The sequence below is a fragment of the Promicromonospora sp. NPDC110617 genome (assembly GCF_055598465.1).
Genome location: NZ_JBVKBM010000001.1, coordinates 1,784,345 through 1,806,860 on the forward strand (window position 1 = coordinate 1,784,345; position 22,516 = coordinate 1,806,860).

A 22,516-nucleotide genomic window follows, 5' to 3' on the forward strand; every position below is an offset into this window, starting at 1 on the left:
CTTGCCGCCCACCCCCGTCCGCGCGGACCACGCGAACCACGTAGTCCGTCGCAGGCCCGTGACCTGGGCTACGACGTGGTGGGGCGGGGATTCTCGTCCGACGGCGGGGTCGCGCCCGGCGCCGACGACGGCGGGGCCGCCAGCCGGTCGGCGAGCTGCCGCCGCGAGGTGACCCCGAGCTTCTGGAAGACCTTGCGCAGGTGGTAGTCGACGGTGCTGGGGCTGATGAACAGGTTCGCCGCGATCTCGGGGTTGGTGTGCCCGGACCCGGCGAGCCGTGCCACCGTGTGCTCCTGCGCCGTCAGGTCGAAGCGGTGTGGCGCAGCCCCCGCGACCTCGTGCAGCCCGGCCGCCTCGAGCTCCGCCTGGGCGCGGGGGACGAAGAGCTCGGCCCCGCTGTGCCGGAGGTGCTCGAGGGCGAGCTGGAGCTGTTCGCCGGCCGCCCGGCGCCGCCGGACGCGACGGAGCCACTCGCCGTACACGAGGTGGGCCCGGCCGAGGTCCATCTCGGCCCCGGTGCGGCCGAGGGCCTCGATCGACGCGAGGTGGTGTCGTTCGGCGTCCTCGTCCCCGGCAGCCAGCGCCAGCGCCCGCTCCGCCACCCCGCGGCACCAGTCGGAGCCGTTCGCGTCCGCCAGCGCCGCCAGGATCCCCGCGACCCGCGACGCCTCGCCGGGCTGCCCGCTCCGCGCGGCCGCCTCCACGTAGTCCGGGTACTGGGTCGGCGTGACCTGGAGGAATGGCTGCGCCATCAGCGGGCCGAACCGCTCGTAGGCGGCACCGTAGTGCCCCTCGGCGAGGTCCCGGACGGCGAGCGAGGCGACGGCGGACGCGCCGACCCCGCCGAACCCGACGGCGTCCGCGCCCGTGGCGACCGCCTGCACGACCTCGCGCGGAGCCCCGGTCCAGGCCAGCACCGCGACGTTGACGACGTTCTGGGCGTCGTAGCCCATGGCATGGCGTACCTCGCGGACGAGCTCGTCGTACCGCGCGGCCCGGCGGGCGGTGCCGCCCCAGAGCTCGGAGATCGCCATCACCCACAGCAGGGTGTCGAGCGACTGCAGCGCCCCGGCGTCCCGCGCCGCGTCGGCGGCCCGCTCGAGCGCGGCGCCGCGGCCGCCGTCGTCCCACAGGAAGGAGCCGAGCGCCGCGATGATGGTGCCCATCTGCATGAGGTGGTCGTCGGGCAGGGCGAGGACGGCGTCGAACGCCGCGCGCGCCGGGGCGACCGCGCGCTCGTACGGTTCGAGGATCAGTGCGCCCAGCCCGCGCAAGACGTCCGCCGCCGGGCCGTCCGCCACGGCGGCTCCCGCGGACAGGCGGCGCCCCAGCTCGGTCCGGGTGACCCCCACCACCAGCCGTTCGGCCGAGCAGCAGCTGTCGAACGCCCGGATCAGGGCCACCTGCTCCCGCTCGGCGTCGTGTCCGTGGAACGCGTCGGCGGCGCGCAGGTGCGCCGCGGTGGCGCCGCGCACCTGGTCGGCGTCGGCGGTGAAGAGGCTGAGCGCGGTGCGTACGGCCAGCGCGCGGCCGCGCGTCACCGGGTCCACGGCGGGCAGGTCGATCTCGTCCGCGAGCCGCTGGGCCACGTGGACCGCCCCCACGGCCAGCGCGGCCTCGGCGGCGCCGACCTGGCGCGCGTCGCGGACCGGGCCGGGCGCGGTCAGCTCGGCCGCCCGGGTCAGGATCGTCGCACGCGAGGCGAGGCCGCCGCGCCGCGCGGCGAGGTCCGCGGTGTGCGCCAGCCGGTCGGCGACGGCGGGGTCCGTGCCCAGCACGGCACGCGCGGCGTGCCAGGCCTCGGTCTCGACCATGCCGAGCCCCTCGGCCGCCCGCGCGAGCGCGCCGTGCATCCGGCGCAGCTCCGCGCCCGGCGCGGCGTTGTAGACGGCGGACCGCACCAGGGGGTGCCGGAACCGCACGACGGGCTGCAGCTCCACCAGGCCGGCCACCTCGGCCCGGTCGCCGTCGTCGGGTCCCAGGCCCACGTCGGCCGCCGCGGCGGTCACGAGGTCGATGTTCCCCGTCGAGTCCGCCGCGGCCAGCAGCACCCAGGTCTGCACGTGCGGGTCGGCCCGGCGCACCTGCCGTACGTAGTGCTCCTCGAGGTGCCGGCCGACGGGCACCGGCGCCCCGCCGAGGCCCAGGTCCGGCAGCTCGTGCACCAGGGCGTCGCCCGCCAGGTCGATCAGGGCCAGGGGGTTGCCGCCGGTCGCGCGGGCGATGGCGGCGGCCGCCGACGGCGCGAGCGGCCGCTCCGCCGAACGGTTCAGGAGCTGCGCGGCCGCCTCCGGGGAGAGGCCCGTGAGGCCGAGCCGCGGCACCCCGCCCATCCGGTCGGCGAACCCGCCGTCGTCCCGGGCCGCGAACACGACCGCCACGTTCTCGACCGCGAGGCGCCGCGCCACGAAGGCGAGCGCGTCGAGGCTCTCGGCGTCGATCAGGTGGGCGTCGTCGACCACGCACACCACCGGCCGCCTGGCCCCGGCCGCGGCCAGGAGGCCGAGCACGCCGAGGCCCACCAGGAAGCGGTCCGGGGCGGGCCCGTCGGCCTGGCCGGACGCCACGCGCACCGCCTGCCGCTGCCGCTCCGGGAGGCTCTCGCAGTGCTCGCGGAGCAGGGAGACGAGCCGCTGCACGGCGGCGAACGGGATGGTCGACTCCGACTCGTACCCGTCCAGGCGGATCGTGGCGAGGCCTGTGGCGTGCGTCGCCGCCGTCAGCAGGCAGGTCTTGCCGATGCCCGGTTCGCCCAGGACCAGCAGCGAGCCGCCCCGGCCGTTGCGCGCACCGCCGAGCAGCGTGGCCAGCCGGCGCAGCTCCTCGTCGCGCCCGACGGGGGCGGCGGCGGTCTCCATGCGCCCACGGTAGGGCCGACGGCGAGGGACTACGCGGTTCACGTGGTCCATATCACCCGGCCTGCTGCGGATGATCTTTGGTGTCCGTACCACGACAGGAGACATACCGATGACCAGGAGACGCTTCACCCGCCCCACCGCACTGGTCGCAGCGCTCGCCACGACGCTGCTCGCACTCTCTTCCGTGACCGGCGCCGCGACGCCGGCCCGTACGCACGGCCCCTCCGGGGGCCACGGCGACCACGACAAGCCCACCGTCGTGCTGGTCCACGGCGCGTTCGCCGACTCCAGCGGCTGGTCCGGCGTCTCCGAACGCCTCATGGACCGCGGCTACCCGGTCATCGCGTTCTCCAACCCGCTGCGCGGCGCGACGTCGGACAGCGAGTACCTGCGCCTGTTCCTCGACACGATCGAGGGGCCGATCGTGCTGGTGGGCCACTCCTACGGCGGTGCCGTGATCACCAACGCCGCGACCGGCGACCCGGACGTCGAGGCCCTGGTCTACGTCGCGGGCTTCGCGCTCGCTGAGGGGGAGACGGTCGCCGACGCCAACGCGCTGGGCGGTGGCCCGCCGCCCGAGGTGATCGACCACCTCGTGCTGCGCCCCTACCCCGGGGCCCCGGAGAACGACGCCGACGCGTACATCGACCCCGTCTGGTTCCCGCGGCTGTTCGCCCAGGACCTCCCGCGCGACGAGGCGCGGTTCATGGCCGCGACCCAGCGCCCGGCGACGCTCAGCTCGCTGGTGACGCCGTCCGGCCCACCCGCCTGGGAGGACATCCCGAGCTGGTACATCGTGGCCAAGAACGACCGGATCATCCCGCCCCAGGCGGAACGGGCCATGGCGAAGCGCGCCGGCTCCACGACGGTCGAGCTCAAGAGCTCCCACGTCGCGATGATCAGCCAGCCGGGGGCCGTCACCAGGGTCATCCTGGACGCGGCCCGCAACAGCTGACGTCGAGCCCGTCGTGCCGGTCGAGCTTGTCGAGACCCAGGTCTCGACAAGCTCGACCAGCGGTGGCCTCAGTGGCGCGCCGGACCGTCGTCCGTCCTGGTCCAGGTGAGCCTGGTGCTGGTGCCGGTCAGCGGCACCGTCACGGTGCGCCCGACGCCGTTCGTCGTGAGTCGGAGCTCCGCCGTGGACGTCTCGTCCGGGCGCACCGGGTCGAACCGCACCCACACCTCGCAGGTCCGGCCGGGCGCGAGGACCCGGTCGTCACAGCGGTCGCGGTCGACCGTGAACGGGCTGTGCCGCTCGTCGTCCTCGACGTCCACCGCGCGGATCCGGACGGGCGCCGTGCCGGTGCTCGTGATCGTCACCTTCTGCACCTGGCCGCGGGTGCCCACGGGCTGTGCCGTGAACACCGGGGCCTCGGCGGTGATCCGCGGACCGGCGTCCGCCGCCGGGACCACGTCGATCGTCTCGGACGTGGTGACCGGCGCCAGCGACGCGTCGCCGTCGTAGGGCCGCATCGCGTCGTTGGTGACCGTGACGGTCACCTCGCCGCGGCGCAGCGCCGTCAGGGTCCGGGTCTCCGGGTCGAGCACCGCCACCTTGCCGGAGCGGCGGGCCGCCTCGACGGCGCGCTCGCCGGAGCCGATCGCGAGGTCGTGCGACCCGCTCCAGTGCACCGACATCGGGTAGCGCAGCGGCACCACACGGGTGCCCTCCGCGACGCCGTTCGGCTGGACGATGTTGCCGCTGAGCTGCGCCGTCGTGCCCACCTCGAGCGTCTCGGGCGTGGTCAGCTCGACGGACTGCGCGAACGCGCGGACGTCGGCCTCGACCCACTGCTCGTCGGCCTCGCCGCGCGGGTCCACCGACCAGCTCACCCAGCCCGTGAAGCCGCCCCGGTCGGGCGTGCCGTAGGGGCTCTTGCCGGACGACGGCAGCACCACGTACGGCACGCCCTCCTCGCGATGCACGTCCACGATCTGGGCGTGGGACCCGACCATGACCGCGCCCTTGTCCGTGCGTTCCCGGAACCCGGTGAGCATGCTCTGGACCAGCGCCACCTCGTTGCCGTCACCGAGCTGGCTGGCGGCGGTGTCGCCCGGGTCGGCCACCGGGTGGTGGGCGAAGACGACGACGTTGTCCACCGTGCGGTCGCGCTCGGCGTCCGCCAGCGCCTTCTGCAGCATCGGGAGCTGGTCCCAGGCGGTGCCGCGCAGCGTGCCGTACGAGCTGGCGAGCAGCACGAACCGCGTGCCCTTGTGGTCGAAGGTCCGGTACGGCTGCCCGAACTCGGCGACGAACGGGTCGAGCGTGGCCTGCGTGTTGTTCAGCCCGTACGACTCGTGGTTGCCCGGCACGTAGTAGCAGGGCACCGTGCCCGAGCGCGGGTCGGGCGTGCTGTCCGGCGCCGGCTCCTCGCCGACCGCGACGAGGTCGCACCCGGCGTCCTCCAGGACCTGACGGGCGAGCGCGATGTCCTGCGGCAGGCCGCGGTCGGTGATGTCGCCGTTGAGGACCACGAGGTCCGGCCTCGTGGCGCGGATCGTGTGCAGCGCCGTGGTGGCGACCTGGGTCAGGTCGGTATTGTCGGCGGTGAACTGGACGTCGGACAGCGTGGCGAAGTTCCACGTGCCGCGGCCGTCGAGGCCCTCGCCGTCGACGGAGATCAGCGGGTCGGCCTCCAGGTCGGGGCGCGGGGGCAGCTCGATCGACGTCGGGACGTCGGCCTCGATCCGGTCCAGCACGAACGTGCCCGGCTTCTGCTGGGCCGCGTTGGTGTTGATGCCCTGCCAGCCCGTGACCGAGATCGGGTACGCCGTGGTGGCGGGCAGCGTGAACGTGGCGTTCTGCCAGTCGTCGGACGGCGTCAGGCCGGTGCCGTAGACGCCGCCGCTCTTGCCGGTCGCGTCGACGTAGGCGATGTAGGTGAGGCCGCTCGGCACGGAGATGCTCGACTTGAGCCGCACCCGCAGGCGCAGCGGCTGGCCGGGCACGGGGACGCGCACGGACGCCGACGCCGCGGAGATGCCGACGTTACGCATGCCCTCGAAGTCGACCCGCAGACCGTCCGGGTCCGCGGAGAACGACGTGGCCCGGGTGCTGTTGTTGCGCCAGCGGGCGAGCACGTCGTCGTCGAAGTCGTAGACCGTGACGTTCTGCACGCCGATCGTGATCGGGAGCTGCACGGACTCGCCCGCGACGGCGATCGTGAGGATCGTCGCCGCGTCCCGCAGCGGGGTGATCCGCAGACCGCCGGGCGCCGGCTCGACCCGGACCACGTCGCGGTCGTAGTCGAGCTCCAGGTCGCCGGCCTCGATCGGGGCGGTGAAGCCCTGGGCGTCGCGTCCGGTCACCCCGACCGTGACGGCGGACGACGTCGCGTCCGCGATCGACAGCCGCTCGGTCGACAGCTCGACGTCGTCCAGGGCGCCGAGCACGCGGACGTCCGCCGTGTCGCGCTCGCGGCCCGACCGGGCGGTGACGGTGATCTCGCCGCGGGCCTTCGCCGGGGCCTGGAGCCGCCCGCCGGTCACCGACGCACCGCGCGCGTCCCAGCGCACGTCGCCGGCGTCCACCTCGACCGGTGTCTCGTGGTCGTCGGTGCCCTTGGCCACCAGGGTGCGGTGCAGGCCGGGGAAGACCCGCAGGTCGCCGTCCGCGGTGGCCGCGCCGGCGGCGGGGGAGACCAGGAGGTCGTGCAGGCGGCCGTCACCCGGGGCGACGAAGACGCCCACGCCGTTCGGGTCGTTGCGCTCGTGCCCGTCCGAGGGCACGTTGCGCAGGGTCGCGTCCTGGTCGCCCAGCGCCCGCGCGACCATGGTGGTCGAGCCGCCGCCGTCCAGGTTCACCGCGGTCTCGACGCCCTGCCGGACCAGGTCGCGTGCGGCCTTGTCGATGCCGACACCGCCCTTGCCGGTGCCGCCCGGGCCGTCCCAGGTCGCCAGCACGAGCGTGCGGCCGCCGTCCTTGAAACCGAGCGCGGTCCGCGGCGCGACCGACGTCTGCAGACCGTCGACCACCTTGCCGTCGCGCACGATCGTGCCGCCGTGCCCGAGTGCGAACTCCAGGTCGCGGGTGGCCTCGTCGGCCAGCCCGTAGCGCAGGGACACCGGGTCGCCCGGCCGCAGCGCCCGCAGGGCGTCGGCCGCACCGTCCCGTCCCACCAGGGCGAACCCGCCCTCCGGGAGCTGCCCCGAGCCCGCCGGACCCGACGGAGCGACCGACACCACGGCGCCGTCGTCCGCGACCACCTCGGCGATCCGGTCCGCCGCGACGTTCGTGAACCCGCGGTTGCGGCTGTACTCGCCCCACACCGGGGTGTACGCGACCATGCCGTTCGCGGGCACGCCGCCCCCGTTCGCGGCGTTCACCGACAGCACGTCGTGCGCGGCCCCCGCCAGGTCGGCGCTCGCGTCGACGGCGAGGTCGACGAGCTGCGCGATGCCCGCACTGCTCACGCCGACGTGCTCGCGCCCGCCGACGTCCGCGGACTTGCGCAGCACGCCGCCCTGCACCTCGCCGCCCAGGGCGGCGTTGCTGTTGCCGATGTCGAAGAACTCGCCGTTGACGCCGGCGACAGCACCTGCCCGGTTGGCGGCGGCGCTCAGCGGGCCGGCCGACGCGACCGGGCCGGCGGTCAGCAGGTCGGTGCTGACGGCATCCTCGGAGAGGTCGACGGTGAGGAAGCGGGCGTCGTACCAGCCGCCCGCCTCCACCGCCTTCAGGTGCCGCAGGCTGATGCCCGGGCCGACGTCCTCGACCGTGTCGATCAGGGTGAGCTCGTCCACCGGGTTGCCGGACTCCAGGGTGTCGGAGGCCTGGGCCACGGATGGCAGCGCTGTCAGAAGGGTGGCCGCGGCGACAGCCGCGGCCAGGGAGCGGGACCACCGGCGATTCGGGGTCGTAGTGCGCATGGGGGTTCCTCGTGTGCGGAGGGGAGGCGGGCGCTGGTTGCACGCCGTCGCGCCGTCGTCCTCCGACGGCGCACGCACACGATCGATCTCCCCGGCCACGGGCGGGTGAACGGGCCCCGGCAGCTCGGTGAATTTGTCCAGGAATCACCCGGTCCGGGGGGTCGTGCGAGCGCCCGGACCGGGGGGCGTCAGCGCGCGGCTGTGGCGCCCGCCCGACGGCCCCGGACCCAGGTGGCGATCCCGAGGGCCAGCGCCAGGAGTGCGGCGACCGCGGGGACCAGCAGCGCGCGCCGGTAGTCGCCCGCGCCGGCGGCCGTGGCGTGCCCGTCGACCAGCACGATCGTCGCGGCCGTGACGCCCAGCGCGGCCCCGAACTGGAACGCCGTGTAGACGACGCCGCCGGCGACACCGTGCTCCGACTCGGCCAGGCCCGCCGTCGCCGCGGCGGTCAGCGGCCCGTACACCAGCGCGAACATGACCGCGACCAGCAGCAGCGACGGCAGCAGGTCGAGGTAGCCCCAGGTCCCGTCGAGGCGCAGCGCCAGGACGAACGCGACCGCGCCGGCGCCGATCCCGACCACCAGCACGGGGACGTTCCCGAACCGCCTGACGAGCCGGTGGGTGACCAGCGGCGCGATGAGCATGTCGGCGCCCATGACGGCGAACACCAGCCCCGTCGCGACGGGCGACCAGCCGCGATACTCCTGCAGGTAGAGCGTGATCAGGAACTGGAACGCGAAGAACGCGCCGATCACCAGCAGCCCCGCGAGGCTCGCGCGCAGCAGCAGGCCCTCGCGCAGCACGGCGAGCCGCAGCAGCGGGTCGGCCGCGCGCCGCTCGATCAGCACGAACGCTCCGGTCAGCACCGCCGCCGCGACGAAGGACGCGACCCCGGCGACGACGTCGCCGCCCTCGCCCAGCGCCACGACGCCGTAGATGAGCGCGACCATCGCGCCCGTCAGCGTGATCGCGCCGCCCACGTCGAACCCGCCGCGCGGCCCCGCGGCCGGCTCGTCGGTCCGGATGAGCAGCCGCCCGGCGACCCAGAGCGCGGCGCCCACGATCACCGGCGCGAAGAACACCCAGCGCCAGCCGGCGTCGGTGAGGAACCCGCCCGCCACGACGCCGAGCGTGAACCCGCCCGCGCCGATCGCGCCGTAGATCGCCAGCGCCCGGTCGCGCAGCGGACCCTCGGGGTAGCTGGTGGTCAGCAGGCTGAAGCCCGCCGGCGTCATGAACCCCGCGGTAGCTCCGGTCACGAACCGGGCGACGACCAGCACCCAGGCGTCGTCAGCCAGGCCGCCCAGGCCGGAGAACACGACGAACACCGCGAGGGCGACCAGGAAGGTGCGGCGCCGGCCCACGAGGTCGGCCGTGCGGCCGCCGAGGATCATGAACCCGCCGTAGGCGAGCACGTAGGCGCTGATCACCCAGTGCGCGTCGGCGGTCGCCAGGCCGATGTCGGCGGCGATGGCGGGCACCGCGACGTTGAGCATCGCGATGTCGATGCCCTCCAGGAAGAGCGCGCCGCAGACGACGGCGAGCACTCCCCAGCCCGTCCGTGTCGCGGTGGTCGGTCGGGCGACCGCACTCGTGTCCGTCACAGAGATCTCCTCGCTCGGATGCCGCATGGTTACCACTTGTAACCATGACGATCGTTGGGCACGATCGACGGATGGCACAAGAAGGCACTTCGACGTCACCGGGTTCCCCCGAGGTAACCGCCGCGGAGCTGGCGGAGTGCCGGGCGGACCGCGACCCGTTCCAGTGGGACGTCCGCGAGGACTGCCAGGTGCGGCAGATCCTGGACCGCATCGCCGACAAGTGGTCCCTGCTGGTCATCGCCCTGCTCGACGAGCGGACGCTGCGGTTCGGCGAGCTGGGCCGGGAGATCGACGGCATCAGCAAGCGGATGCTGACCGTGACGCTGCGCAACCTCGAACGCGACGGCCTGGTGCGCCGCACGGTCTACCCCGAGGTGCCGCCGCGCGTGGAGTACGAGCTCACCGCGCTGGGTCGCACGCTGCTCGCGACGACCCAGGCTCTGGTGTCCTGGACGGAGGAGCACCAGGACCAGATCGCCGAGGCCCGCGCGGCGTTCGAGACGGCGAACGGCGGGGCGAGCCTCGGCGTCTGAGAGGTCCCGGCTTCGGTGGGGTCTTCGGCGGAGTAGCCAGCACTCGTGCGGAGGGTGTCGGCTGGGCTGAACTTCGCTCGGCTGTGGCCCGGGTTCTTCAGCTGTGCAGGATTATTCGGCTCAGCCGGATTACGCGGGCCCAGGCTGATCGAAGTTCAGCGCACCCGGCCGGTCTCGTCCCAGGGCGTGTCACCTGGCGTGCGCAGGGCACGCGGCGGCCGGACTCAGATCCGGTCCCACGGGACTGCGGCCAGGCGGTCGACGAGGCCCGTCAGGAGCGGGCCGGCGTCGGGGAGCGGGACGTCGTCGATCGACGCGACGGCGACGACGCCGATCGAGTTGACGAGGAAGGCCCCGGCGAAGCCGGCGACGTCGGCCAGCGGGACGAGCCTGCGGGACGACGGCGTGGTGTCCTCGACCAGCCGCATCGCGGTGCCGTGGAGCCAGGGAGCCTCCGGCCAGACGACGGCACCGCCGGGCTCCAAGAAGCCGATGTTGGCGATCGAGGACTCCGCGACGGCGCCGTCGGGCGTGGTGAGCAGGGCGTCGTCGTACCCGTCGCGGCCGACCCGGCGGGCCCACTCGAGCTGGGCGAAGCCGCCCAGGTGCTTGAGGTGCGCGAACGGGCGCAGGTAGGGGACCGACCGCAGCCGCTGGGGCGCGGCGGGCGGGTGGTGCGGCTCGGCGACCGTGACCACGACGTGCTCGGCGTGCCGCAGGACGACGCGCACGGACGCGTCCGCCGTGCCGTCCAGCGCGTGCCGGACCAGGTCGCGGACCCGGTCCGCCTCCAGCGGCCGGCCGAACAGCTCGCGGTGCGCCTCGTCGAGCCGGGTCAGGTGGTGGTCCAGGCCCTGGACCCCGCCGTCGCGCACCTGCATGGCCGTGAAGTGGCCGTAGGTGCTGAACAGGTCCGTGGGTGCCGCAGGGCGGCCGTTGGTCTCGATGCGCACCCTCGGACCCTAGCCCGCCGTCAGGCGGTGACGGCGGCGTGGGACGTGGCCCAGGTCAGGGCGTGGTCCGCGATCTCCTCCCAGCCCGGCTGGGAGACGAGCCGGTGCGTGCGGCCCGCGTACTCCTTGTACTCGACGACCGAGGGGCTGCCGGTGCCGGTGTACTTGGCCACGATCGCCTTGCCGATGGCCGGCGGGGCCACGTGGTCGATGCCGCCCGTGATCACCAGGAGCGGCGCGCGGTCGGCGCGGGCGTAGTCGACGTGGGTGACGCCGGTCTTCTCGTTCATCGTCGACGCGACGCCCTCGAAGAGGACCCGGTTGTAGGACGGGACGGCGGACTGCTCCCAGAGGACGTCCGACGAGGCGCGGTTCAGGTCGTTGCCGAAGGTGAAGTGGAAGTGCGCCTTCGAGAGCGGCTTGGCGCCGTTGCGGCCGAACGGGTTGGACAGGATCGGCAGGCCGGTGCGCAGCGTGGACAGCGGCAGCACGCTGATGCCGGCGGTCTGTGCGGGCGCGACACCGACGTAGGCGGCGCCGAGGCCGCGGTCGGCCAGCATCTGCGTGATGACGCCGCCGAACGAGTGGCCCATGATGATCGGCTTCACCGGCAGGGCGCGGATGATGCGCTCGTAGTGGTCGGTGATCTCCTTGAGGCCGACGCCGCGCAGGGCCGCGGGGTTGCTGCGGACGTCCTGCACGCTGCGGTCGTCGATGCCGGGCCAGCCCGGGACGATCACCTCGTGGCCCGCGGCGCGGAAGCGCTCGGCCCAGGTGTCCCAGCTCGCGGGGGTCATCCAGAGGCCGTGGACCAGGACGATCGGGAGCTTGGCGGGGGCGGGGGTGGTGCCGCTGGCGGTGGTGTCGGCGGTGGCGTTCATGTCGGGCTCCTCAGGTTCGGTGGGCCGGGGACCCGGTCCGTCGTCGTCAGGAAGAACGATCGTTCTTTCTCTGTTATTCCGAGAAGGTACGCCCGCCTCGGGTGGCCGTCAACCCCTAAGGAGAAAGATCGTTCTATGCTGACTGACATGGCACCCAGATCCACTGCCTCCCGCGCCCCGCGCAAGACCGCCGAAGGAGGCTCCGAGGCGCGTGAGCGCCTGCTGCGCACCGCGTCCGAGCTGTTCTACGCCCAGGGCATCCACGTGGTCGGCGTGGATCGCATCGTTGCCGCGGCCGGCGTCACGCGGGCCACGTTCTACCGGCACTTCCCCGGCAAGGAGGACCTGGTCGAGGCCTACCTCGGCGTGGAGGACGCCAACCTCCGCGCCGCGCTCGACGGCGCCCGGGCCGCGACGGACGACCCGGTCGAGCTGGTCGGGATGGTCATCGAGGGCATCGCCGAGGACGTCGCCCGGCACCACACCCGCGGCTGCCCGTTCATCAACGCAGCCGCCGAGTACCCCGACGCCGACAGTGGGGTGCGGCGCGCCGTCGACACGCACCGCGCCTGGTTCCGGGGTGCGCTCGAACAGGTGCTCACCGACGCCGGCGTCGACGATGCCGTGACCCGCGCCGGACAGCTCGTGCTGCTGCGTGACGCCGCGCTGGTCGGCGGCTACCTCGACGGCTGGGACAACGTGCGCGTGGCGTTCGTGAGCGCCGCCCGCCAGGCGGCAGGCCTGGAGCCGGCGGGCTGAGGGCTGTGCCGGGCGGTGGCCAGTTCCAGACTTCCCTTTGCCGAGCGTTGACCCATATCCTGGCGTCCGTCGCGCGACCGTCACGAGGGGGAACGGCCTGATGAACGCACCCGACGCAGGACGGGGGACCGCGCGCGGAGTGCGCGGCGTCCTCGCGGCGTCGGCGGCGACCCTCGTAGCGCTCGCCTCGCACCTCGCCGGCGGCGGGGACCTCCCGGGCTGGCTGGGGATCCTCGTGCCGTGGGTGCTCTCGCTGCCCGTCTGCACGGCCCTGGTCGCCCGCCGGCTCACGCTGCCGCGGCTGTCGGTCTCGGTCGCGGCGAGCCAGCTCCTGTTCCACCTGCTCTTCCAGCTCGGTACCCCGGCCGGCACGCTCCAGGCCGCGAACCCCGGGACGCACGGCGCGCACGGGGACATGGCCCCGCTGGCGATGTCCGGGGCGCCGCTCCAGGCCGAGCTGCTGCACGGCGGCCCGCAGATGTGGCTCTGGCACGGCCTCGCGGCGGCGGTCACCGTGATCGTCCTGCACCGCGGGGAGCTGCTGCTGCGGCGCCTGCGCGAGCTCGGCGGCCGCATGGCGGCCTGGCTCCTGCGCGGCTGGGCCGTCGCCGGCCACGCGCTCACCTTTGTTGCGCCCGCCCGCTCCCGGGTGCGCGCCGAGGCCTTCCGCCCGCTCCACCCGGGGCCGCGGATCACCCCTCACCTGCGCAGGGGACCTCCCGCACCGCACGCGGTCTGAGCTCTGCCCCACGGGCGCACGTGTGCCCGTGGGCTGTTCCGCGCTCGCCCGCGGGGTTCCGCCCTGCGCGGTCCTGCCCTGTGCGACGGACGTCGACCGACAGTTCGTCCCGCTCCAGCGCCGCCTGGACCAGCTCGACCTGCTCAACCAATGGACCGTGCCCATCGGCTCGGCCGTCTTCGCCATCCCACCCGGGTGCGGCGAGGGCGGATTCATCGGCGAATCCCTCCTCACCTGAAAGCAGGACCCACATGACCGACACGATCACGGGCTCCGACGTCCCCACGGCGGCCGACCCCGCACCTCCGCGCGGCCGCACGCCCTGGTTCGGCCCGCTGCTCCGGCGGCTGCACTTCTTCGCGGGCCTTCTCGTGGGCCCGTTCATCCTGGTCGCCGCGACCAGCGGCGCCCTCTACGCGCTCACTCCCGCCCTGGAGCAGGTGGTCTACGACCAGGAGCTGCACGCCCCGGTCGCCGACACCGCCCTGAGCCTGGGTGACCAGGTCGAGATCGCCCAGGGCCAGGTCGGTGCCGACGCCGTGCTCACCGCCGTCCGCCCCGCGCCCGAACCCGGCGACACCACCCGCGTGATGTTCGGCGAGGACGGCCTGGGCCCCAGCGAGTCCCGGGCGATCTTCGTCGACCCCGCGACCGGCGAGGTGCGCGGCGACCTGACCGTCTACGGCTCCAGCGGCGCGCTGCCGCTGCGCACCTGGATCTCCAACCTGCACCGCAGCCTGCACCTCGGCGATCCGGGGCGGCTGTACAGTGAGCTCGCGGCGTCGTGGCTCGGCATCGTCGTGGTGGCGGGGCTGATCCTGTGGATCGCCCGGCTGCGCGCGTCCCGCCGGGCCGCCGGCGTCGTCCGGCCGAAGCGCCGGCAGACCGGGTACCGGCGGCTGCTGTCCTGGCACACCGTCGTGGGCGCCGTGGTGGTGCTGGGTGCGCTCTTCCTGTCGGTCACCGGGATCACCTGGTCCCAGTACGGCGGCGCCAATGTCGGCGAGCTGCGCAGCGCGCTCGGCTGGACCACGCCCGCCCTGGACACCCGCGTGGCCGGCGGCGCCCCCGCCGAGGCGGACGAGCACGCCGGGCACGGGGGCGGCGCCCCCGGGGCGGACGGCGCGGTGGACCCCGCGACGTTCGACGCCGTGCTCGCGGTCGCCCAGGGCATCAACGTCAACACGAACGAGGTGGAGATCAAGCCGCCGGCCGAGGCCGGCACCGCGTGGACCGTCCAGGAGAACAAGAGCGACGTGCCCACCGAGGCCGACGCCGTGGCCGTGGACGGGACCACGATGCAGGTGGTGCACCGGACCGACTTCGTGAGCTTCCCGCTGCCCGCCAAGCTCACCACCTGGGGCACCGACCTGCACATGGGCCTCCTGCTCGGCCCGCTCAACCAGGCCGTGCTGTTCGTGCTCGCGCTCGGCATCGGCTCGATGGTGGTGCTCGGCTACCTGATGTGGTGGAAGCGGCGGCCCACGCGCGAGCCGCGCGGGATGGGCAGGCTCGGTGGTCCCGCTCCGCGGCGCGGGGTGCTGCAGGGCACGCCGTGGTGGGGGCTGGCGGCGGTCGCCGCGGTGGCGATCACGGTGGGGACGTTCCTGCCGCTGGTCGGGTACACCCTCATGGCGTTCGTGGTGGTCGACGTCGTCGTCGGGCTGGTGCAGGCGCGGCGCGCCGGGGAGCGGGTCAGCGCCACGCCCTGACCTCGAACCCGGCGTCGGCGACCGCCGTCGCGACGCGGGTGTGGTCGACCGGCGCGAGGGTCTCGAACGTGACCCGGCCCGACGCCGCGTCGATCCGCACCCGCCAGACGCCGGGCACCGCGGACAGCTCGGCGAAGAGCGCGCGCCGGCAGTGCTCGCAGGTTCCGGTGTTCACGTACAGCTCGGTCGTGCGCACCGGAACCACCCCGTTCCCCGTCCGCCCCGGTCCCCAGAACCGTACAACATCTCTACATCATGTGGTACTGTCGCGGCGGTTCGACCGCTTCAACTTCTCGGGACGCGGGGGCGCCAGTGACGTCGGACCCAGTCGCACAGTGGGCGGCGACAGCCCTCTTCGGTGCCCTGAGCGCCTGGTCCCTCTGGCGTCTGAGCGCGACCCGCCGCCCCCTCCGTGCGGCGAGCCACCTGTTCCACCTGGGCATGAGCCTCGCGATGGCGGCCATGGTCTGGCCGTGGTGGGCGCGCCTGCCGGTTCTGCCCCAGGTCGCCTTCTTCGCCGTGGGCGCGGCCTGCTTCGCCGCCGCGGCGGGCTGGTACGGCCTCGACGCCCTGAGCCGCCCGGCAGGCGGCCGCGGTCCGACGGCGGACGGCCGCGGTCCGACGGCGGACGGGCGGGGGCCGGGCAGGGCTCGGGCCGGCCACCACGAGAGCGCCTGGTGCCAGGCGACGCACGCCGTGCTGATGCTCGCGATGGTGTGGGCGCTCGCGGTCATGGCTCGGCCCGGTGGGCACGGTTGGCGCGGTGGGCACGGTGCCGCGGGACATCGCGCCGCCGGGCATGGTGCCGAGCGGGCGCTGGCGGCCGTGCCGCTGGACACCCCGACGGCTCTCGCCGGCGCGCTGCTCGCGGTGCTGCTCGCGGGCGGGGGTGCGCTGTTCCTGGTCGCTGCGGTCCGGCACGCGCGCGCAGGTGGACCCGCGGGCGACCCTGCCGGGCTCGACCTGCTGGCGGGCGGCTTGATGAGCCTCGGCATGGCTGCGATGTGCGGGCTCATGCTCGCGCGGTGATCGGACCAGGACCCCCTGCGGGAGCCGAGTCGGGCCCGAGCTCGACGCCGACCGGGATCAGGCGCGCGGCAGGAATCCGGACAAACCGCCTCGTGGCGGAGCGATGCCGATGAGCACCGGCCGGCTCTGCTGAATATCGTTCGGTCCTGACCCTGCGAGTTCGGCTGGGCGGGACAATCCTGCTGGGCCAGAGAAACAGGGGCGCAGCCGCACAGAGTTCACGTCTCCCGACAGGTGTTGCAAGAGTGCACCCTGGTCCCACGCATGACTAGATGTTTTGCTGATCTGCGTCCTGCGTCCTGCGTCCTGCGTCCTGCGTCCTGCGTCTGCGGCCGCGACCGAGGGTGGGATCAGCCCGCGCGGCGGCGTCCGGCGGGCTGCTTGGGGCGCAGGGCGCGCTGCAGCATCTCGGCGTCCCGGGCGGTCAGGTGGTCGGCGAACCGGAGCAGCGCTCCCTCGCGGTCGCCCGTGCCCTCCAGCACGGAGAGCATCGCGGCGCCGGCGCGTTCGCCGTCGGACCGGGTGGGCCGGAACCGGACCTTGCGCGGGGAGGCCGCGATGCGGACCACCTCGCCCTTCTTCTCCAGGCGGTCGAGCACCGTCAGGAGCGTGGTGTAGGCCGGGACGTGCTCGTCCCCGAACCTCTCCTGGATCGCTCGTGCCCCGATCGCGTCCTCGTGGTCCCAGAGGATGCGCATGACCTCCGCCTCGAGCTGTCCGCGTGCGCGAGTCCTGCCTGACATAGTGCCCTCCTGGCAGGACCATACTGCAAAGGTGGCCGCCCACCGGTGAGTGGACAGCCACCTTTGCCGTCGTCCGGAATACCGGACGGAACGCCCTTGCCGTCAGGCCGGCTGCAGCGCCGTCGCGTCGAGCGCGCCGCTGCGAGCCTGCTCCACCAGGTCCGCGAGCTGGTCGTGGCTCATCTGGATGCGCTGGCCGAAGTCGTCGGTGATCACGATCTGCTTCAGGGGCTCGGCGGTCGGGTCGACGAACAGTTCCGGGCAGCCGCAGTCGCACTTGCCGCAGAACGTCGCCACGTGAAGTAGCTGAGAGTTCTCGCTCATCGCTGTCTCCTCTGTTGGAACGGACGGGTCTCGGGCGCGTGCTGGATGCCCTCTACGAGGGTCGCCCTATCTCTACAACACGTCAAGATGTGGTTGTGGTCGTCCGTGCCTCCGCCACCAGGTGCTCGACGAGGTCGGCGGCGCGTGCGGTGCCGCCCTCGGCCCGTGCGGCGGCGCGCAGCCGCGCGGACCGCTCGGCGCGTGCGGGGTCGCCGACCAAATCGTCCAGCGCGGCGCGGAGCGTCTCGGCGGTGGCGTCCTCGGTGTCCACCCGGCGGGCCACGCCGAGCTCCACGAGGCGGTCGGCGTTCATGAACTGCTCGGCGGCCTGCGGCACGGCGATCATGGGGACGCCGGCCAGCAGGCCCTCGCCGCAGCCGCCCATGCCGGCGTGCGTGACAAAGGCGTCGGCCCGCTCCAGGATCGCCCGCTGCGGCACCCAGGGGTGCACCTCCACGTTGGCCGGGACGTCGCCGAGCTCCGCGGGGTCGGTGTGCCTGCCGATCTGCAGGACGACGTGCCAGCCGGCCAGGTCGCCGAAGGCGGCAAGGCACCGGCGGTAGAACTCGGGCTGGTGCGTGTAGGCGGAGCCCAGGGAGATCAGCAGCACGTTCTCCGCGTCCGCGGGGCGGGTCCAGCCCTCGGCGTCCGCGCCGGCGTCGTCGAAGCACGGTCCCACGAAGGCCACCGTGTCGGAGTTGACGCGGTCGGCGTGCGGCTGCATGGCCCGCGGGATCAGGGCGAGGGCCTGGTCGGGCGGGCCGGAGAAGGCGTCCACGTCCGTGGTGGTCGCGCCGCAGCCGGCGAGCCAGCGCGCGAACCGATCCCGGTACGTGTCGGCTCCCGGCAGCTGCCACAGCTGGGCGGCCACCTCTTCCTGATAGCCGTCCCAGCCGACGAACGTCGGGGACAGCTGCAGGAGTGGGCGGCCCTGCGCCTCGGCGAGGGCGCGCGCGGCGTAGGCGCCGATGTCATAGAGGTACAGGTCGGCCGGGTCGTCGTCGTAGGCGGCCCGCAGCTGCGGGAGGGCCTGCACGGCGTCGTCCAGGAAGAGACTCGCCGCGGCGATGGGGTCGGCGGGCCAGTCGTTGTCGGCCACGGGCAGCGTGGAGGTGCAGGGCACCAGCTCCGCGCCCGTCGGCGCGATCCGGTCGGCCACGAACGGGTCGTTGGCGTAGGTGACCCGGTGTCCGCGGGCCACCAGCTCCCGGACGACCGCGAGGCTGGGCAGGACGTGGCTGACGATCGGCACGCCGATCATCGCGATGTGGGCAGGGCGAACAGGCATGGTCAGGGCCGCCCCACCTGCTCGGCGGCCCGTTCGAGGTCGTCGACGGTGCCCGACATGATCGTCCGGATGTGCTCGGTGACGTGCTCCGCGGGCCAGTCCCACCAGGCGATCGCGAGCAGCCGGGCGACGTCGTCGGCCTCGTACCGGGTGCGGATGAGCCGGGCGGGATTGCCCCCGACGATGCCGTAGTCGGGCACGTCACCGGTGACCACGGCTCCCGCGGCGATGATCGCGCCGTTCCCGATGCGCACACCCGGCATGACGGTGGCGCCGTGCCCGAACCAGACGTCGTTGCCGACGACGGTGTCGCCGCGGCTCGGCAGGCCGGTGATCAGGTCGAAGTGCTCGGCCCACGAGCCGCCCATGGTGGGGAACGGGAAGGTGGAGGGGCCGTCCATGCGGTGGTTGGCGCCGTTCATGATGAACCGGGTGCCGGTGCCGAGCGCGCAGTACCGGCCGATGACGAGCCGCTCGGGCCCGTAGTGGTAGAGCACGTTGCGGGTCTCGAACGCGGTGGGGTCGTCGGGGTCGTCGTAGTACGAGAACTCGCCGACGTCGATCAGCGGGGACGTCACCAGGGGCTTGAGCAGGACGACGCGGGGGTGCTCCGGCATCGGGTGGAGCACGGTGGGGTCGGCAGGAGCTTGCGGCATCGGCAGGGTGGTTCCTCTCGGTGACTACTATTGCGACGAGTGTCGCGTTAAGATCCTGGCATATCACCCGTGCCCCGATCAACCGGATACTGGATCCCCGATGACAGAACCGCCGCCGACCGCCGCCGACCGCCGCCCCGGCGGGCGCACCGCCCGAGTCCGCACACAGGTGCTCGACGCCGTGCGCGCCGAGCTCGCCGAGAACGGTCACGAAGGCCTCACGATGGAGGCGGTCGCGACGCGCGCGGGCGTGCACCGGGCCACGGTGTACCGGCGCTGGCGTGACGTGGGCGGCCTGCTGGCCGACACCATCGCCGCCGCCGGCGAGATCGACTGGCAGCCCCCGGACACCGGCTCGCTGCAGGGGGACCTGACCCAGCTCAACCGGGAGATCCAGGAGTCGCTGCTCGTGCAGCCGTCGTTCGCCGTCGCCCTGATGGCCGCCTCGTTCCACTCCGACCAGGCCGCGCGGGCTCAGACCCGGCTGTGGGCGGACCGTTACGCGCAGTGCGAGGTCCTCGTCGACCGTGCCGTCGAGCGTGGTGAGGTCTCCGGGCTGCCGGACCCGCGCAGCCTGCTCGTCGCCGCGACCGCGCCGGTCTACCACGAGCTGGTGCTCCTGCGCACCGACCCGGACCCGCTCCTGCCGGAGCGGGCCGCGACGGCGGCCGTGCTGGCGGCCGCCGCGGGCGCGTTCACCGATCCGCAGCACCGCGTCCCACCCCACCAAGGAGAGACATGACAAGCAGGTTCACCGAACTGGTCGTCGACGCCCATGACCCGGAGCGGCTCGCCGCCTTCTGGTGCGAGGTGCTCGGCTTCCGGGTGCTCGACCGGGCCGGCGGCAAGGTCGAGATCGGCTCGTGGGAGCCGACCGTCGAGGACGTCCGGGCAGCGCAGATGGCGCCCACGCTGCTGTTCGTCCCGGTGCCCGAGGACAAGATCGTGAAGAACCGGCTGCACCTCGACGTCAGCCCGATCGACGGCAGCACCGAGGACGAGGTGGCCAGGCTGATCGGCCTCGGCGCCACCACGGTGGACCTCGGCCAGGGCGCCGACGCGACGTGGCAGGTCATGGGCGACCCCGAGGGCAACGAGTTCTGCGTCCTGCGTACGCTCGCGCCGTAGAGACCTGGTGAGCATCGGACATACCACGGGCCGGGCGCGCCAGAATGGTTCGATGATCTCCACCGAGCTGGCCACGAAGCTGCGGGACGCCGGCCTGGTCTGGACGCCGGTCGACGGCGACCAGTTCCGGGTCCGGGCGCCCGACCTCGCGGGCGACGTCTTCACCGTGAGCACCATGACCATCGAGGCGCACGACTACCCGACGGGCACGATCCTCGGCTTCAACGGCACCACCGAGTGGGCGCTGGACTCGGTCGCGATCGAGGACGCCCTCTGGCTGCCGCGCGAGGACCAGCTGCGCGCGCTGCTGCGCTCGGCCTTCCGCACGCTGCGCCGCACCGGCGACGGCTTCGAGGTCGAGACGGAGCTGCTGGGCGAGCCCCGGGTCTTCACCGACCCGGAGCCCGCCGAGGCCTACGGACTGGCGCTGCTGGCGCTCATCGAGCTGAGCCGCTGAGCGATCGGGGCTGACCCACGGCGGCGGTCAGCCCCGGTCGTCGTCCGTCAGGCCCAGTTCCTCCGCGAGGCCCAGCAGCGAGTCGGGCCTGGTCGAGGGGCTGGACGACGGGCTGGACGACGGCGCCGGCGAGGCCGGCGTCCCGGTGTCGCTCGGGGCGGGCTCCGGCGCCGGGCTCGGCGCGCTCTGCGACGGGCTGGGCGACGGCGCCGACTGGCTCGGCGCGGGCGTCGGGCTCGGTGTCGGCTGCGACGGGGTCGGTGCCGGCTGCGACGGCGTCGGGGACGGCGACGCCGACGGCTCGCCCGGGTCCGACGGGGACGGCGTGGGGGTCGGGGGCGGCGTGGGCTTCGGCGACGGGTCGCTCGGGGACGGTGAGGGTGACGGCTTCGGCGTCGGCTTCGGTGACGGCTTCGGCGTGGGCTTCGATGCCGGGTCGCTCGGCCTGGGCGACGTGGCGGGCTCGGACGGCTTCTTCGTCGGCGGGTTGTTCCGCGGCTCGTCGTCCCGCGTCCGCGGCGTGTCGGCGGACGGGCCGCCCTCGGACCGGGGATCGCGCGCAGCAGCCTCGTAGACCGGCTCGGACGCGTCGTCCGAGGTCCAGCGGCCGACGTCGGACGGGTCGATCGCGCGGTCCGGCACCGAGCCCGCCGCGAAGAACTCGAAGTGCCACGGCTCCGGCTTGGTGCCGTCCAGGCGGGCCCACGACGGGTTGTCCCACCCGTAGTCCGGACCGTGCACCCGCAGCCACACGTACTGCGCGGACGCGCCGCCCGAGATCGGGGCGCCCAGGTCCACCGCGAGGCCCCAGCCGTGGTTGGACGTGCCCGGGACGGCCGCCAGGTGCGGCTTCGCGTCGGCCACCGCCACCTGCTGCACGTACGACCGGTACGAGTCGGTGATCGGGATCGGGTGCCCGAACTCCTCCTCGAACTCCGCGTTCAGCGCCGTGAACCGCTCAGCGGCGTCGCAGCGGAGCAGGTGACCGGGCGCGAAGTCCAGCGGGCACAGCACGGCGGCGGGGATGCGTCCGTTGGCGTACTCCAGGGTCGAACCGCCGAACGTCGAGACCACGTCGAGCAGGCTCGCGCGCAGCGTCCCGCCCGCGCGGTCCCGGCCCGCGAGCACGTCGCCGGTCCCGCGGGACGACGGCTCCTGGTCCGGGTCGACGGCCTCCACCTCGACCAGCGCGAGCGGAACCGACGGATCCAGCAGGTTCGCCAGCCGCACCGCCGCCAGCACCACCTGCTCGTAGGTGATCCGGCCCGACGGCAGGTCCTCGCCCTCCGTGCCGGCGGCCGCCCCGTGCACGTCCGACACCGGGATCGCGGCCGGGAGCCGGCCCGCGTCCGCCGACGTCGCGGGGCCGTCGTCGTCCCTGGCCGCACGCGCGACCGGGGCGTCCTGGACCCGCAGGCCCTCGGTCGCCTCACCGAAGGCGAGCTGCTGCATCCGGTACGTGGTGTAGAGCATGCCGAGCTCGGCGGCGGCCTGCGCGACCGCCGGGCTGAGCCGCGGACCCTGCTGCTCGGCCTCCTCGTCGGCGCGGGCCAGGACCGCGGTGATCTGCTCCATGCTCACGTGCCGCGGCGTGGTGTTCACGTGCGGCGTCGTCGTCGCCGAGCGGGCGACCGCCACCGCGGCGATCAGCTCCTGGTGCCGGTCCGTCCGGTCCCGGCCGTCCCCGGCGGCGGGCTCGCCCGGCACGCTCGGCGCCGCTGCGAACAACAGTCCTCCCGCCGTCACGGTCGCGACGGCGCCCGCCCACGCGGTGCGCAGCACCCGGCGTGGGTCGGGGCGGGAAGCGGGGGGCACGAGCTCGTTCGCCTGGTCCTGCACGCGTCGCTCCTTCAGGTCGGTGCGGTGGCACGCCGATCACAGGTAAAGAACTCCTGCGTGGCAGTCAAAGAACTATCACGAGTCGGCGGGGTGCACAGGACGAGGTCCGGATGCCCCGGTCTTGCGGCCGTTCCCGGGCCCTCG

General features: G+C 74.0%; 20 protein-coding genes and 1 pseudogene. 10 read left to right on the plus strand and 11 right to left on the minus strand.

Annotated features, from left to right (window positions below; all coding sequences use genetic code 11):
• Nucleotides 1-68: 68 nt before the first annotated feature.
• Nucleotides 69-2,858: a helix-turn-helix transcriptional regulator gene (locus ACZ7LE_RS07850; RefSeq protein ID WP_470402725.1), complete on the minus strand. Its 2,790-nt coding sequence runs from the start codon at nt 2,856-2,858 to the stop codon at nt 69-71.
• 109 nt (nt 2,859-2,967) lie between these two features.
• Here ACZ7LE_RS07850 and ACZ7LE_RS07855 point away from each other — a divergent pair, with 109 nt between their 5' ends.
• Complete coding sequence (locus tag ACZ7LE_RS07855; protein WP_470402726.1) at nt 2,968-3,813, plus strand: alpha/beta fold hydrolase; 846 nt, start codon at nt 2,968-2,970, stop codon at nt 3,811-3,813.
• 68 nt (nt 3,814-3,881) lie between these two features.
• Here ACZ7LE_RS07855 and ACZ7LE_RS07860 read toward each other — a convergent pair whose 3' ends face one another.
• Both ACZ7LE_RS07860 and ACZ7LE_RS07865 read right to left on the minus strand, forming a co-directional pair.
• The gene (locus ACZ7LE_RS07860) at nt 3,882-7,727 is read right to left on the minus strand and encodes a phosphodiester glycosidase family protein (RefSeq protein WP_470402727.1); all 3,846 of its coding nucleotides are present in this window, start codon (nt 7,725-7,727) and stop codon (nt 3,882-3,884) included.
• A 188-nt stretch (nt 7,728-7,915) separates the two neighbouring features.
• Entirely contained in the window at nt 7,916-9,331 is a 1,416-nt protein-coding gene (locus ACZ7LE_RS07865) for an MFS transporter (RefSeq protein ID WP_470402728.1), read from the minus strand.
• Between the two features lie 71 nt (nt 9,332-9,402).
• On the opposite strand from ACZ7LE_RS07865, the gene ACZ7LE_RS07870 reads away from it, so the two are divergent.
• Nucleotides 9,403-9,864, plus strand: coding sequence for a winged helix-turn-helix transcriptional regulator (locus tag ACZ7LE_RS07870; protein WP_470402729.1), 462 nt, complete (start codon nt 9,403-9,405; stop codon nt 9,862-9,864).
• A gap of 224 nt (nt 9,865-10,088) precedes the next feature.
• On the opposite strand, the gene ACZ7LE_RS07875 is transcribed toward ACZ7LE_RS07870, so the two are convergent.
• Both ACZ7LE_RS07875 and ACZ7LE_RS07880 read right to left on the minus strand, forming a co-directional pair.
• Nucleotides 10,089-10,817 carry an aminotransferase class IV gene (locus ACZ7LE_RS07875; RefSeq protein ID WP_470402730.1) on the minus strand — a complete coding sequence of 243 codons (729 nt, stop codon included), beginning with the start codon at nt 10,815-10,817 and terminating at the stop codon, nt 10,089-10,091.
• A 20-nt stretch (nt 10,818-10,837) separates the two neighbouring features.
• A complete protein-coding gene (locus ACZ7LE_RS07880) occupies nt 10,838-11,698 on the minus strand; it encodes an alpha/beta hydrolase (RefSeq protein ID WP_470402731.1) in 861 nt (286 codons plus the stop codon).
• 147 nt (nt 11,699-11,845) lie between these two features.
• On the opposite strand from ACZ7LE_RS07880, the gene ACZ7LE_RS07885 reads away from it, so the two are divergent.
• The 4 genes and pseudogenes from ACZ7LE_RS07885 (at nt 11,846) to ACZ7LE_RS07900 (ending at nt 14,908) form a co-directional block, all read left to right on the plus strand.
• The gene (locus ACZ7LE_RS07885; RefSeq protein WP_470402732.1) at nt 11,846-12,457 is read left to right on the plus strand and encodes a TetR/AcrR family transcriptional regulator; all 612 of its coding nucleotides are present in this window, start codon (nt 11,846-11,848) and stop codon (nt 12,455-12,457) included.
• 100 nt (nt 12,458-12,557) lie between these two features.
• Nucleotides 12,558-13,196: a hypothetical protein gene (locus tag ACZ7LE_RS07890; RefSeq protein WP_470402733.1), complete on the plus strand. Its 639-nt coding sequence runs from the start codon at nt 12,558-12,560 to the stop codon at nt 13,194-13,196.
• A gap of 88 nt (nt 13,197-13,284) precedes the next feature.
• Nucleotides 13,285-13,434 (plus strand): annotated as a pseudogene (locus ACZ7LE_RS07895) (Dyp-type peroxidase); the annotation flags it as partial.
• A 13-nt stretch (nt 13,435-13,447) separates the two neighbouring features.
• Nucleotides 13,448-14,908 (plus strand): PepSY-associated TM helix domain-containing protein, encoded by a 1,461-nt coding sequence (locus ACZ7LE_RS07900; protein WP_470402734.1) that lies wholly within the window; start codon nt 13,448-13,450, stop codon nt 14,906-14,908.
• Here the strand turns inward: ACZ7LE_RS07900 and ACZ7LE_RS07905 are convergent.
• Nucleotides 14,892-15,104 (minus strand): heavy-metal-associated domain-containing protein, encoded by a 213-nt coding sequence (locus ACZ7LE_RS07905; protein ID WP_470402735.1) that lies wholly within the window; start codon nt 15,102-15,104, stop codon nt 14,892-14,894. The genes ACZ7LE_RS07900 and ACZ7LE_RS07905 overlap by 17 nt on opposite strands.
• A gap of 116 nt (nt 15,105-15,220) precedes the next feature.
• On the opposite strand from ACZ7LE_RS07905, the gene ACZ7LE_RS07910 reads away from it, so the two are divergent.
• The gene (locus ACZ7LE_RS07910; protein WP_470402736.1) at nt 15,221-15,937 is read left to right on the plus strand and encodes a DUF5134 domain-containing protein; all 717 of its coding nucleotides are present in this window, start codon (nt 15,221-15,223) and stop codon (nt 15,935-15,937) included.
• Between the two features lie 350 nt (nt 15,938-16,287).
• Here ACZ7LE_RS07910 and ACZ7LE_RS07915 read toward each other — a convergent pair whose 3' ends face one another.
• The 4 genes from ACZ7LE_RS07915 to ACZ7LE_RS07930 all read right to left on the minus strand — a co-directional run bounded on the left by ACZ7LE_RS07915 (nt 16,288) and on the right by ACZ7LE_RS07930 (nt 18,948).
• Nucleotides 16,288-16,680, minus strand: a complete 393-nt coding sequence (locus ACZ7LE_RS07915; RefSeq protein WP_470402737.1) for a BlaI/MecI/CopY family transcriptional regulator — start codon at nt 16,678-16,680, stop codon at nt 16,288-16,290.
• A 102-nt stretch (nt 16,681-16,782) separates the two neighbouring features.
• Complete coding sequence (locus ACZ7LE_RS07920) at nt 16,783-17,004, minus strand: hypothetical protein (RefSeq protein WP_470402738.1); 222 nt, start codon at nt 17,002-17,004, stop codon at nt 16,783-16,785.
• Between the two features lie 82 nt (nt 17,005-17,086).
• The gene (locus ACZ7LE_RS07925; RefSeq protein ID WP_470402739.1) at nt 17,087-18,292 is read right to left on the minus strand and encodes a macrolide family glycosyltransferase; all 1,206 of its coding nucleotides are present in this window, start codon (nt 18,290-18,292) and stop codon (nt 17,087-17,089) included.
• Between the two features lie 2 nt (nt 18,293-18,294).
• Nucleotides 18,295-18,948, minus strand: a complete 654-nt coding sequence (locus ACZ7LE_RS07930; protein WP_470402740.1) for a CatB-related O-acetyltransferase — start codon at nt 18,946-18,948, stop codon at nt 18,295-18,297.
• A gap of 100 nt (nt 18,949-19,048) precedes the next feature.
• On the opposite strand from ACZ7LE_RS07930, the gene ACZ7LE_RS07935 reads away from it, so the two are divergent.
• Genes ACZ7LE_RS07935 through ACZ7LE_RS07945 form a run of 3 tightly spaced genes read left to right on the plus strand, consistent with a single transcriptional unit; the run spans nt 19,049 to nt 20,533 of the window.
• On the plus strand, nt 19,049-19,690 hold the full coding sequence (locus ACZ7LE_RS07935; RefSeq protein WP_470402741.1) for a TetR/AcrR family transcriptional regulator: 642 nt from the start codon (nt 19,049-19,051) through the stop codon (nt 19,688-19,690).
• Nucleotides 19,687-20,076, plus strand: coding sequence for a VOC family protein (locus tag ACZ7LE_RS07940; RefSeq protein WP_470402742.1), 390 nt, complete (start codon nt 19,687-19,689; stop codon nt 20,074-20,076). Before ACZ7LE_RS07935 ends, ACZ7LE_RS07940 begins: the two co-directional genes overlap by 4 nt.
• A 52-nt stretch (nt 20,077-20,128) precedes the next feature.
• Nucleotides 20,129-20,533 carry a pilus assembly protein CpaE gene (locus ACZ7LE_RS07945; RefSeq protein WP_470402743.1) on the plus strand — a complete coding sequence of 135 codons (405 nt, stop codon included), beginning with the start codon at nt 20,129-20,131 and terminating at the stop codon, nt 20,531-20,533.
• Nucleotides 20,534-20,560: 27 nt separating this feature from the next.
• Here ACZ7LE_RS07945 and ACZ7LE_RS07950 read toward each other — a convergent pair whose 3' ends face one another.
• A complete protein-coding gene (locus ACZ7LE_RS07950) occupies nt 20,561-22,372 on the minus strand; it encodes a M15 family metallopeptidase (protein ID WP_470402744.1) in 1,812 nt (603 codons plus the stop codon).
• Nucleotides 22,373-22,516: the final 144 nt, after the last annotated feature.